At 32.5% G+C, this 13308-nt stretch carries 7 protein-coding genes and 5 pseudogenes; 8 read left to right on the forward strand and 4 right to left on the reverse strand.

Annotated features, from left to right (window positions below):
- The coding region (locus CER22_RS29370) for a hypothetical protein (RefSeq protein WP_088610301.1) at positions 1-1120 on the forward strand (1120 nt) is incomplete at its 5' end.
- An 897-nt stretch (positions 1121-2017) separates the two neighbouring features.
- Here CER22_RS29370 and CER22_RS29380 read toward each other — a convergent pair.
- Both CER22_RS29380 and CER22_RS29385 read right to left on the reverse strand, forming a co-directional pair.
- A pseudogene (locus CER22_RS29380) lies at positions 2018-2851 on the reverse strand (arylamine N-acetyltransferase family protein).
- Positions 2852-3444: 593 nt separating this feature from the next.
- Positions 3445-3692 (reverse strand): annotated as a pseudogene (locus CER22_RS29385) (IS4 family transposase); the annotation flags it as partial.
- 210 nt (positions 3693-3902) lie between these two features.
- Here CER22_RS29385 and CER22_RS29390 point away from each other — a divergent pair.
- From CER22_RS29390 to CER22_RS29420, 7 genes and pseudogenes are all read left to right on the forward strand, one after another.
- The gene (locus CER22_RS29390; RefSeq protein WP_088610303.1) at positions 3903-5180 is read left to right on the forward strand and encodes an MFS transporter; all 1278 of its coding nucleotides are present in this window, start codon (positions 3903-3905) and stop codon (positions 5178-5180) included.
- 304 nt (positions 5181-5484) lie between these two features.
- Positions 5485-6693 (forward strand): HpcH/HpaI aldolase/citrate lyase family protein, encoded by a 1209-nt coding sequence (locus tag CER22_RS29395; RefSeq protein WP_088610304.1) that lies wholly within the window; start codon positions 5485-5487, stop codon positions 6691-6693.
- Positions 6626-8008 (forward strand): phosphoribosyltransferase family protein, encoded by a 1383-nt coding sequence (locus CER22_RS29400; RefSeq protein WP_088610305.1) that lies wholly within the window; start codon positions 6626-6628, stop codon positions 8006-8008. Before CER22_RS29395 ends, CER22_RS29400 begins: the two co-directional genes overlap by 68 nt.
- Positions 8005-9123 carry a cysteine protease StiP family protein gene (locus CER22_RS29405; RefSeq protein ID WP_088610306.1) on the forward strand — a complete coding sequence of 373 codons (1119 nt, stop codon included), beginning with the start codon at positions 8005-8007 and terminating at the stop codon, positions 9121-9123. Before CER22_RS29400 ends, CER22_RS29405 begins: the two co-directional genes overlap by 4 nt.
- Positions 9120-9959 carry an HAD family hydrolase gene (locus CER22_RS29410; RefSeq protein ID WP_088610307.1) on the forward strand — a complete coding sequence of 280 codons (840 nt, stop codon included), beginning with the start codon at positions 9120-9122 and terminating at the stop codon, positions 9957-9959. Before CER22_RS29405 ends, CER22_RS29410 begins: the two co-directional genes overlap by 4 nt.
- Positions 9958-10089 (forward strand): annotated as a pseudogene (locus CER22_RS29415) (HNH endonuclease); the annotation flags it as partial. The gene CER22_RS29410 and the pseudogene CER22_RS29415, both read left to right, overlap by 2 nt.
- A 12-nt stretch (positions 10090-10101) precedes the next feature.
- A pseudogene (locus CER22_RS29420) lies at positions 10102-10472 on the forward strand (SMI1/KNR4 family protein).
- 339 nt (positions 10473-10811) lie between these two features.
- Here CER22_RS29420 and CER22_RS29430 read toward each other — a convergent pair.
- Both CER22_RS29430 and CER22_RS29435 read right to left on the reverse strand, forming a co-directional pair.
- A complete protein-coding gene (locus CER22_RS29430) occupies positions 10812-12500 on the reverse strand; it encodes a helix-turn-helix domain-containing protein (protein ID WP_088610309.1) in 1689 nt (562 codons plus the stop codon).
- A gap of 536 nt (positions 12501-13036) precedes the next feature.
- Positions 13037-13270 (reverse strand): annotated as a pseudogene (locus CER22_RS29435) (IS4 family transposase); the annotation flags it as partial.
- Positions 13271-13308 lie beyond the last annotated feature (38 nt).

A 13308-nucleotide genomic window follows, 5' to 3' on the forward strand; every position in this document is an offset into this window, starting at 1 on the left:
TAAGCTATCTGTAGCAGCTAAGAAACTATTCTTAGACATCGCTATGCAACAACATACGGAAACAACATTAAAGCGTTCTTTGGACAAGCAGGATGAAAGAGGAAACAAAACTCACTTTGGTGGGATGTATCGTTTCTTACATAAAAAATATCCGCACCAAATTCATGCGGTTATCGAAGAATTAACAACTTCATTACCATGTACGGGGAATCCCCTATTCAAAATTTGTAAAATGCAAAAAGGTGTAAAGCATACAAAACGATATACGACATTATATCTGTCTATCCATTCAGACTTCTTATGTTCGAAAGAAGCTGGAGAAGAACAACATAGGGATCCATTTACACCAAAAGCTACCTATGCTCGAAAAGCGAAATTTATCGAAGCAGTTCTACAAGAGATGAATATCGGTGAACTATCTGCAGACATGAATAAATTCATTCATGTATTGAAGCATACTTGTCATCGTCAAATTCGCAGTGTCATTCGTGGGCTTCGTGACATGGTTGATCGAAAAGAAGGATATCCAACGAAAATTGTATATACATTGAAGAAACTATTGCACCAAACATCTCAATATCAAATTCTTGATACAGCAGCAAAAGAAGGTATCTATCCTCTTATTGCGCAGCATATACCAAAAGAGAGAAATAGTGACCGTGAACAAGCTATCTTTAATTTCGGCCTACATTATTCCATGTACTCTCTTCGTAACATTAAAAAGATGTTCAAAAATGTGCATGCATTATTGAAACAGAAGTTTGCAGTACCAGTAACAGAAGAATCTTCTCATCGTAATTATCTAAAATACCAGGAAGAAACGTTATTTAGGAAATATGCATATGATCAGGGAGTGAATCTCCATGCATATATCGCTCTAGAAATTGAAATGCGTGAAAAACTAAAAGTTCGTGGCCATAAAGAACGCACAATTCCAAGTGATGTACGTGAATGGTTTATTGAAGCAATTGATAAACTACCGCAAGAACAACTGCGTGTGATTGAGCTACCAAAACAGTTTAATTTACTAGAGTTTATGCGTACCTTCGAACGTTTAGTACGTGCTGGTGTAACAATAACAGCTCCAGATCAGGTGCTAACCGCAATGGAAATAAAATAATAGTAACGAGCTCTCTATTTTTGAAAAAATCGAAAGTGGAGGGCTATTCGTGTTTGTTTTATTACCCCCCTTTTCTACTACTCTATTTATAAATACAAAATCAGAAGGACTTCATGTAAAATGGAGTCTTTTTTTATGCACATCTATACAAATCCTCTTCTACCAATACATAACTCTCCACATAACGGTAGGGAGTATTCTTCTAACTTAATAAAACCTATCCCAAAATACCTACAAAAAATCAGAAGAAAAATTATAAAAACAGTGGATATGAGGACAAATCGGATCGAATGTGAATATTATTTCCCTAAAATCATTGTATTTACTAGTGTCGTTATATTTATCTAATAAAAATCATCAATAAAAATGTGAGTTATGTATAAATACTGAGTAATGTTAACAAATAGCAGCTTTATCTGAATAAATTGTGGATATTTCTTCGATGAATACCATTCCATTTACCAAAATAATGAAAATGCGCCCTGTTTACAGGATTGAATAAATATAATGTGATTTGTATCAATTCCTTTCCGATTTCATGTAGAAACACATGATTTTCTTTCTGCTTTTTTGTAGAATTGAAAGTCTCATAATCATTGAACCTACGCATACATTTTCTACGATTTATGATTTTTTACGCTCTAACATCAAATCCCCCTTTGTGGGAGTAAGCCTTTTCCCTATTTTTGATAACCTATAAAAGTTATATCTTTATTTTATAAATATATAAGATATATATTTATAATAGATTTTATTATTACTAGTATGCTTGTTAATAAGATATCTGGCGTAATTAAAAATATTTGTTAATTCAGTTGTAATAATGATGATTAAATGTATCATTACTCACATACAAAAGGACAAGAGTCAAATTTGACTTCTTGTCCTTTATAAACCTCATAACAGCTGGCTTTCTTGTTTTATGCCGAATTCCTCTATAAGAATTTGCTCATATTCATTTTTATCTATAAATTTTTTTGATTTTTTACCATTGTGGGTTTCTGTGAAACTTTTTTTAGTAAGTGATATCTGACCTGTATTTGTTAGTTTACATATAATATGCTCCTTATTGAAAGGAGAGTCTTTATGTTCTAAGATAATTTTTTGTATTTTATTTACTTTTGCTTCATTTATTTTCTCTAAAGTAAATGCATAACCAACTTTCCATGCATTTGTAGGTTCGGACCCTAAAAAATCAGCCGTTTCTCCATCCATTCCTTTTTTCATTTCTAGTACAAACGTTCCCTTTGAGGTATCTCGTTTACGTATTCGATATTTTCCGGTTTGGGAAGAAATAGTTTTTCCATTAAAAGAAACAGGATATAACGGAAGATGTGAGGCAAATCCACTGTCAATTATATATTGTTGATTTTTATAGATCATAATTATAATTACATGACTATCATCCGGTTTCCATTTATTATCTTTTAAATCATATATAGTTCCAGCTACTTTATATACTTGAAATCCACAATCCATCAAAAAGTAATATAATAAAGAGTTAAGTTCATAACATAAACCGCCCCATTGTTTAAGCAATAATTTATTTATGAGGTTTTCTCTAGAAATATTCTTGATGGATTTTTCCATAATATCTAAATTTTCATAGGGTAGATTTTTACTCATACGCTATAGAATCTCTGGCAAATCCTCAAATAATACATTTTCTTTCGCTGGAATACCTAACCTTAAAAATAAATACTTTTGCAAATCAGTCACATTGAAACCCATTTCCATTTTTTTAAATATTAACTGCAACAAAATGTTATTACTTCTTTCACTATTATTCCAATATAAGAAGAACGATATAAGATATATTTCTGAAATAAATTCATTATATTTATAATATTTCGTAATATGTATGAGTATTTGTATAGAAGTGAAAAAGAGCTATCGCTCTGTTTATTTATCGTGTTTCTAATATTATTCATCCCCTCCATTAATCATCTATGTTCTTCTTCGATACTTATTTCATTAATGAAAGGAAAAAATAATAGAATTACACCGAACACTATTTTGAAAGTTCAGAATATATTAATTGAAAATTAAGAATAATTAGATTTAAGATTATCAATTTACTATATATACCATTTGTGGGAATGTAATTACAAGAACACTTTTAAAAAGCTTCCCCTAATAAAGTTTTTACAGAGGCTTTCCATTCTCCAAGTTGTAAATACGCCAAGAAAAAAGAACCTGGAGAATGAAAAGCCGTCAAGTTAACAAAAATATAAGTTTCTATATTTGGACATAATCAATTAAGACTTCAACATATTTATTTTTTTTAGCGGTGTGTTGAAATGAATTTGTATACCGATGTGCTTTTATGCCATTTTTATGACAGGTGTTCGAATGATCTGACAAGAATGGGAATCATATCCCGACAGGATGTGAACAGCACATCGAGTAAACTTGGAAAATAAATATATGTTTCCTTATATTCACTGATTTTTTTATGTTTCCTCTCCCCTATGAGCTTCCGCACTTTATAAGTTATATTTACGATAAGACATAATGCAATCAACTACCCATACAAATGGCACTGAAATCGTTCGAGTTTTATCATATGTACCATACCCCTCCTTTTTAAAAACAAAAATATTTTAAGAGTTTTTTAGTTCATTTTGTTTCCGTTCTTAAGTTGATGGGTACGTATGGTGATCCCTATTTGAATAATTAATTGTAAAGTTTGAGAAATATAACCGATATAACCCATAATGTACATAATTTTCTCAATTGATTTTATAATAAACACATTTACTAACTACACAAGGAGAAAAATATGAATAAATATGTAAAGGTTTTAAAAAACAAGTATTTTAGGCGTTTTGTTATAGCCTGTACATTATTGGATTTAGGTAAGAAGTTGTCTTGGGTCACATTGAGTTGGTTTGTATACCAAATTTCAGGCTCGACTTATATTACAGGTATTATTATTACTATTGCATCCTTAGCCCCGCTTTTATCCAGTATCCTTGTGGGAAATATATTGGATAGGTACAATCGGAGAAAAATAATGATAATGACTAATAGTTTGAGGGGGATACTTCTTTTACTTATTCCTTCAATATATTGGTTTGGTGTTTTAACAATAGAATTCATTTCGCTAATTATGTTCATAAGTGGTATTCTTTCTGTTTTTACTAGCGTAGGAACAGTAACGATATTACCATCATTTGTTGAAAAAGAAGAATTGGAGACAGCTAATGCAGTGTCACAAATGTCTATTCAAACAGGCTATTTAATTGGACCAGCTGTAGGCGGATTCTTAACTGCATATTTTGGTACCCCATTAACGTTAGCTATTACTGTCCTATTTTTCTTTCTTTCTTCCTGGTTTTACTATCTTATTTCTGACGAGCTGTTTCATAAAGGGGTAAAAATGAAGGGGAAGAATAAAAAACTTAGTATAAAGGATAATATGCAGATATTTTGGGAAGAAACTAAAGAAGGTATTAAATTTTTACGGTCATCTCCAATTTTAATGGCTATACCATTTATTACATTCTTTTTTAACTTAACATATGCTCCAATTGAGCTCGTCTTATCGGGTTATGTTAGTAAAGTATTAGATTCTGGTGCTGAAACGTTAGGGTCCCTATGGACTATTTTTGCAATTGGTTCAGTATTAGGAGCCTTTTTATACGTGAAATTAGACAAAAAATTTATGTACTCTATGTCTTTAGGAGGCACAATAGCTTTATGGGGAATTGCAGTCATCCTATTGGGTTTTTCTCCCAATATACCCATGTCATTTGTGATAATGCTTATAGGTGGCATAGTCTATGCCCCTTATAATATTATTGCACCTACATTTGAACAAAAATTAGTTCCTAATGATATAAGGGGAAGAGTACTTGGAGTTATCTATTTAATATCTGGCTTAAGTTTTCCATTAGGAACTTATTTAGGAGGTATACTAGGTGACTCGGTTGGCATTAGAGAAACTATAATACTATCAGGAATAGAAACTATTGTATTAGGTGTTGTAGTAGTATTCTTTAAGCCTCTCCGTTTTAGAGAAGTACCTATTTTATCCAAAAATCACTTTATTGGCTAATTTGGTTTTGGTTCAAAGGTAAAATAAAAAAGAATGTAGCGTATATATTTCTAGCAGAATTGTATTTTATGCTGTAAGGCCAAACAATTGATGGCTAAAGTTTTTCTGTTTTTGGACAAACTGATTACGTCCTTTATTAGAGTACTGGTATATCCAAGTTTTATAGGTTTCTTGCACCAGAACTGATTTATTTTGTAATCCAATTTTCTCAATAAATATTTTTCATTTTTTTCCAATTTTTAATGAAGAAATTGAAAAAAATGTTACGATTGAACTAACTTTTTAAAATAAGGTGGTGATTAATTTGGAGTATTTTTCTTATTTATCCTTTGCAGAAAAGAAAAAGCTTTTCTATCAAGAGCCAAAATCCTTTACCAAAGATGTAGAAAAGGAACAATTAGCTTACGCATTAGGTGCTACGTTATATACACCTGGTACAAAAGAATCCATTGCGCATGACATTATTAGAAAAAAGCATGAAGGTATAACATCGATTGTATTATGTTTAGAGGACTCTATTAATGATAGAGATGTGAAATTGGCAGTACAGAATATTGTCAATCAAGTCCAATTATTAGCACACCTAGTTGATACAAATAAAATTCATCCATCAAAAATACCACTACTTTTTATTAGAGTTCGTGAACCAAAACAAATGCATTATATCGTAATAGAATTAGGCAGTGCTATTCATTGTATATGCGGTTTTGTCTTTCCAAAGTTCACATCTACTAACGGAATGTCTTATATTGATGAACTAAGATGCATAAACGAAACATATTCACTTTCTCTTTACGGTATGCCCATTTTAGAATCTCCTGAAATTATATGTAAAGAAACACGGATAGAGGTATTACTAGCAATTAAAACAATACTAGACACCTATCGTGATTTCATCTTGAATGTTCGCATTGGCGCTACTGATTTTTCAGGTATATTTGGCATTCGTCGTAATAAACATACGACCATATATGATATTTCTGTTATTCGTGATTGTATTTCTGATATTATCAATATTTTTTCTAGGTCGATAAACGAATATATTATCTCTGGTCCTGTATGGGAGTATTTCGAAAACAAGCAGTGTATACTCAAACCACAGCATCAGCAAACACCATTTCGTGAATCAGTTGGAAACACTAGGATTACAATGCGTGAGGAAATTCTTCATCGCTTTGAGGATGGATTAATTGATGAAGTTTTGCGAGATCAAGCAAATGGATTAATTGGAAAAACAGTGATTCATCCTTCTCACATTAAGCTCGTACAAGCTATGCACGTTGTATCCCTAGAAGATTATTTAGATGCAAAAGATATTTTTGAAAATGCTCACACATATAACGGTGTTATGAAAAGTAGCTTCGATAACAAAATGAATGAAGTAAAGCCACATCTTAACTGGGCTCGAAAAACATTATTAAAATCTAACATTTACGGGGTGCTACATGAACAACAAACTTTCATCGATCTCCTTACAGCAGAATCAAAACAAAAAGTATCATATTTTAAATAACATAACCGTCCATATAGAAGTACTAGATAATCCATATGTATTATTATTGAATCAGCTCTTTCAAATGGCAGCTAGAATGAATAAGAAACGTGGATTTCTATTTGTAAGTACCATTTTGGGTAAACATCTTCCTGTTCTGCCAGCTGTCCCTTTAGCCAGCGGATGTGCACTTGCTGCAAGATATATGGAGGTTCTGCATGACACGATTCATCCGTTTCAAAAGGAAATTTTCAGCCTAATCTCTTCTAAAGACGATGGTCAAAATGAACTTGAAACCATTTTAAATCATCAATTTCATTTAGAAGAAGAGGTTCTATTTATCGGCTTTGCCGAAACAGCTACCGCATTAGGACACGCTATGTTCCAATGTTTCCAAAATGCGAAATATATCCATACAACAAGGGAAAAAATTTTCCAAATAGATCCAGTTATTATATTTGAGGAAGAACATTCTCATGCAACTTCACATCGCTGTTATGTGGATAAACGTTACTTTCAAAACAAACACCAAATCGTCCTCGTGGATGATGAAATAACAACAGGAAAAACCGCTCTTAATATCATTAGGTCTATTCAAGAAAAGTTTCCAAGAAAAGAGTATACGGTTGCTTCTTTACTAGATTGGCGTTCCGAGGTAAATCGAAACCAGTTTACAGAACTTGAAAAAGAACTCGATATAAAAATTCATGTTATTTACCTATTAAGTGGTTCGCTCGAAGTAACTGGAAATCCCATTGCCACCAGCGCTCCACATGATGAAAATGTTAATGGATTGATAGAATTTAAATTAGAAAAACATATCATTTCATGCCCTACTTTACCTTATACATCGATAGAACATGATGTACACTATATAAAATATACAGGACGTTTTGGGCTTTCAACCAATGAACAAGAACATATCCACTCTTTTGCTAGAAAAATTGGTAATGAGTTACAAAAAAAAAGAAAAGGTACATGTACACTATGCTTAGGTACTGGTGAATTTATGTATATTCCCATGCGTATTGCCGCTGAAATGGGTCCCAACGTTTGCTACCAATCCACAACACGCAGCCCTATTCATCTTGATAACAATGACGCACAGTATGCTATTCATAATCGCTTTGCTTATAAGAGTCCTGAAGACGATGACATTATCAATTATTTTTATAATATCAAACCTGGTAACTATGATGAAGTCTTCCTTTTTATAGAGCGTGATTTACAGAAGAATACGTTACATCCCCTTCTTACACAATTACAAAAAGTCATTCCGCTCATTCATATCGTTTCATTTAAGAGCTTAGTAGAAAGCGGAGGTGAAGAAATATGACCAAAATAAAAACAATAAAGAGTATTGGTAGCTATAGCGCAGAAGATGCCATTTTTCTATTAAAAGATATTAGTGATGTTATAAAAGAAAGCTCAACAGAAGAAAGAGAACAGGCAATTCAATCTGGTACACATTATTCTGAAATGCTTCCCATAGAATATACACCCTCCCAGTCATATATGGATTTATTCTTTGCTTCACTCGAGCAAAACAAGCGTAGATTGGCAATTATAACTGGTGTAGTAGCTGAACAAATTATCAAGAAAAGAGGAGAAAATCTTGTTCTCGTTTCACTAGCACGAGCCGGTACACCAATCGGTATATTAATAAAAAGATACATTCTCTATCAATATAATCTTGACTTACCACATTATTGTATTTCAATAATTCGTGGACGTGGCATTGATGAAAATGCCCTCCATTACATCATGCAACAGCATCCTAATCAAGAAATTCAATTTATTGATGGTTGGAGTGGAAAAGGGGCAATCACAAAGGAATTACAACAGACTATACATGAATTTAATGAAAAAAATCATGTGTGTATTTCAGACTGTATAGCTGTACTTGCTGATCCAGGTTACTGTACTTCTATTTATGGAACACGGGAAGACTTTCTTATTCCAAGCGCATGTTTAAATGCTACCGTATCAGGGTTAGTTAGTCGAACAGTTTTAAACGATGCTTACATTGGACCCAAAGACTTCCACGGTGTCAAATATTATAAAGAACTAGAAAAGGAAGATTTGTCTAATTTCTTTATTGAAGAAGTCACAGCATTATTTTCTTCTACCAGTTCTGATATCAAAAAAAAACTAGAGCATGTTATTTCGACATATACAGAACCTTCTTGGCAAGGACTACAAGATATAGCATCGATACAAAAGGACTTTGAAATTGAAAATATAAACTTAATTAAACCAGGGATTGGCGAAACAACGCGCGTCTTACTAAGGCGAGTACCCTGGAAAATTTTAATCCGCGAAAAAAACAATCCAGATTTAATACATTCCTTACTTCTTGCTAAAGAAAAAAACATTCCAGTAGAAATTTATAAGGATATGACGTACTCATGCTGTGGATTAATTAAACCTCTTGAGAGGAAGCCGTCATGATTTTCGCAAGCGATCTAGATCAAACGCTCATTTATTCTCGCAAATCATTTCACACGAATATAGAAGAAGAACAGATTCGGCTCGTCGAGACATTGGATGGTAAAGAAGTCTCTTTTATAACACATAAGGCCATCTCACTATTACAAAAGTTACAATTACGAGCTCAATTCATTCCTGTCACAACAAGAACAGTAGAACAGTTTCAGCGTATTACTCTATTTCAAACTGAGGTCATTCCAGAATATGCTATTACAAGTAATGGTGGTAATATTCTTCATAACGGTAAAGAAGATTTCGTCTGGAAGGAAAAGATACAAAAGAAACTTTCATCAGAATGCTTGGAAAAAGAAGCTGTCCTAAAAGAGTTCCAACGAATTTCTCATAAAAGCTGGGTCATTTCACAAAAAACAGCAGATCACTTATTTCACTATTGCATCATCAAGCGTGAACATATTCCTAATGAAGAACTAGCCTTTTTCACCATTTGGTTAGACGAACAAGGCTGGACCTACTCATTACAAGGTAAAAAATTATATTTTTTACCTAAACCAGTAAATAAATGGGATTCCATTCAATACTTAAAAGAAAACCTCCAGGAAAATACTGTGATTACAGCTGGGGATTCTTTGCTTGATTTATGCATGCTAGAAGAAGCAAATCACGCATTTGCACCTCTTCATGGTGAACTTGTGACAAAACAAAATAACTTTTCACCTCATATTTTGAAAATAAAGGAAATTGGTATATATGCATCGGAAGAAATTTTAAATAACGCACTTAAACTTATTTATCGTTTTCCGACAGAAGACACCTTCCCAAAAAATGTGAAGGTGTGAAACACCAAAGCATTACACATGGCATCACCATCAAGATATTGTAAGAATGAAACTTGTAGATTATCAGATTCATTACGATACAGGCCATATAGGTGGATATAGAATTTTTGGAAAAGATAGCGATAAATAAGGAGTGTCAAAAATGAATAATATTACATGGTCCTTTATGAGTAAAACACCAGTTACAGATGAAGCAATATGACGGTGGATATCCTAATCCAAAAGTATTTGATATACCAGGACAAGATGAAAATGTATTCAGTGACCTCTTACCTCTTCATGTAGAAGATAAATATACTATAAAGTTGTAAAAGATAGATTAGTAAATAAGGTATATCCTTTTGCTAGAGATCCATTCGGCAATCTTCTATGCTTCAATTATCGGAACAATCTTGAATCACCAACAATTGTATTTTGGGATCATGAGGAAGAGAATATAGGAGAGGCAATATATCCTGTTTGGTATCTTTTACAGAATTGCTGGATAGCTTACGCAATTTTGAAGACGAGTAATAAAAGAAAAAAAGAAGAACGCCTTGCAGTGAGGGGAAACGTTCTTCTTTTTTATTAGTCTATGTAATTATCCATCAAAATTTAATATTTACAGTTGTTGCATGGAATTGGTATGGTTAATGTTTGAAGCTATTTCAATTATAATCTGCTCTAATTTCTTAACCCTCGGCGCAGAAGTAAGAACTGGTGGGTTAGAGCATCACCAATTATTATTCTATTAGATATAGCTACTACAGCAGCTGAGGCTGATCTTTTTTGCACAGGATATATTTGTTTGGGGTAATATCCATCATTACTTTGATTAAGTCCTGTTGTTTATATTTATTTTTAAACCATCGTTTACAGCAGATTAACTACCTCTTGTCTTTCTATCCACTTATCTAGCTTATTTTTCGTATCATCATTTAATCTTTTTCTTTTACCAGATAACATCCTTGAAAGTGTTGAATATGAAATATCTATTTCTTTTGCTAATTCACGTATACTCTTATTATTCTTCTCTTTATATGTGTTCATCTTTTCAATATAGAACTCAATACTATTAGGTATTTCTTGATTTGGTATGCTTATTGACTTCTCTTCAATTACTGGTGGCTGTTCTTCCATCTCAATGACCAATGGTGCCTGCTGCTTACTTTTCTTAGTAATCAACTCTTGTTGTAATTTAACAAGCTCATTTGTAGGAGAAATAATTACTTTTAATTTTAACCAATAATTCTCAAACCAGTTTTTCCCCTTACACTTCTCTTCATCAATTTCAGGAGAGTACTTCCATTCCTTAATAACTTGGTCCCTCATAAGATCATCTAACGTCTTCTCGAAAACTTGTCTTATTAGACTTGGTTTTCTATTCATACTTATCTCCATAACTTGTAATAGTCCTTTAGGGCCACCGATACTATATGAATGAGTTAGATGTTGATATGATTGTTGAATACGCCAACTTAGATATCTGGTTAATCTTTTGTGATATCTTTGTTGCTTGCTGTTATACTCTAGTGCTTTCTTAGATAATAAACCTGTTAGTTTCTCAGAACCATATAGATATTTTGATAAAAAGCTACCTGGTGTTACATTCATACTCTCTATTCCCAATGTTTTATCCGTATCAATATCTTTTGCAATGATAATTTCATCCATTACAAATAGCCTTCTAATTCTTTGCTTTTTATAAGCTAAAGTTTCATTTGGGTCCTCTTCATTTAATATGACGATCTCATTATCTTCATTTACATAAATAAAAATACTGGCAAGGGCAGCTAAACGCTCCATAATCTTTAATCTGTCTTCTTTTCGATAATAAGCCTTACCATTTTTGATTTGCTTCATATTACACATATCTAATATTTGTTCGTAATGTACAGGCACAATAGTCTTATCATTTTCCGCACTCTTTACCCATAGTTCAGTTACAATATCAAGACAATCAGCCGTTAAATCATCCATTACTCGAGTTAAAAATGTAGAATCAATTAATGTATTCCATCTTTTTAGCTCTTCTCTTTGTAACTTCATATCACCATCATCATGTGAAGAGACTACCACTAGGCTATTTTGTTTATCTTGCAATTGAGCAATACGAACATTCTTATCTTGGTCATCTGTAAACTTATTCTTAGCAATGGTATCTGATAAATGGTACATAAATCCTGCATTACTTCTTTCTATATAATCACTCTTGTTCTCTGGATCTAAAGCTAACTCTTTCGCGACAACAGGCAGTTTAATCCCAAATTCTATATATAAATCGTCTTTTAGACATTCAAAAATTTCTTCCTTATAATTATCTAATTTTGGAAGAATGTCTATCGCTGATAATCCCAGAGCTTCTTTTTTAGAAACCCATTTCACTAACCTTTCGAAAGTCTGTGATGAATAAGATGAGTTGTATATCTTCTGTAGATCTTTTTCTACATCTTGATAGAATTGTTGCCATTTATTTAAAACTCTTTCACTCCCCTCAACTCCAGTAAGTAGAGGGTACGCTATATATAAAGTGTTTTGAAATAGTACTTTTAACTTCTCCACTAATAATCCTCCTAATTGCTTCTAATGCAATTATATCAATTGCTGCTAATCATTCATACCATTCTAAATAGAGTTTCGAAAGTATGTACAAATTACCAGTGATTTGTACGATTTAAAAAAACTGCAAGTTAGTTATACTTACTACTTTTTATTTGGGACTTTTAATATAAATATATTTAATGTGATTTATGTGCTATCACTAAAAAATAGAGTGTTTTATTTTATGAGATATCTTCATTACGAGGTATCTCTTTTTTTATGATTAATCGAATTGAGCATCAATTGGTTGAGTTCGCTTGTTTTGTAGTACAACATAAAAAAGGGTGCGTTGTTTTGAGTCTGGCAACGCTATTGGTAACATTACCATTTCAAAATGTTCCATATTCCAACGAAGTAGTATAACATATCCGTCTAATAGAAAGGTATGCTCAAATTTGAGCTACCCTCTCGTGATTTACGAAGTAGTTGAAGCGAACGCAATTTTGCGTTGTTCTTCATAATGTGAAGCTCGTCCTTTATACACGCCGTCATAGTCTACTGTACTTTAGCTTCGTTGATGTTTCTAAACAGCTAGATAACTGAATTAAAGAAGTAGTAGCGACATTTTGGCTCATCCATTCACATAAAGCGACTAAATCTTTTGCTTGGTACTGACTGGTTCGGTGCACAAAACCAATATCTCTAGCAAGATCTCGTAAGATATTTTGGGATAAGAACCTTTGAATTTCTTGAGCAAATAGTAGTAATTCATCAGATACAGAAATAGACATACAAAAACGCCATCCTTTCCTATGATTTAAAGAAAGAA

Source organism: Bacillus sp. K2I17 (assembly GCF_002209985.1).
Taxonomy (GTDB): domain Bacteria; phylum Bacillota; class Bacilli; order Bacillales; family Bacillaceae_G; genus Bacillus_A; species Bacillus_A wiedmannii.

Coding starts and splice junctions, on each gene's coding strand:
- CER22_RS29390 (WP_088610303.1), top strand. CDS start 3,903: ATGAATAAATATGTAAAGGTTTTAAAAAACAAGTATTTTAGGCGTTTT.
- CER22_RS29400 (WP_088610305.1), top strand. CDS start 6,626: ATGAACAACAAACTTTCATCGATCTCCTTACAGCAGAATCAAAACAAA.
- CER22_RS29405 (WP_088610306.1), top strand. CDS start 8,005: ATGACCAAAATAAAAACAATAAAGAGTATTGGTAGCTATAGCGCAGAA.
- CER22_RS29410 (WP_088610307.1), top strand. CDS start 9,120: ATGATTTTCGCAAGCGATCTAGATCAAACGCTCATTTATTCTCGCAAA.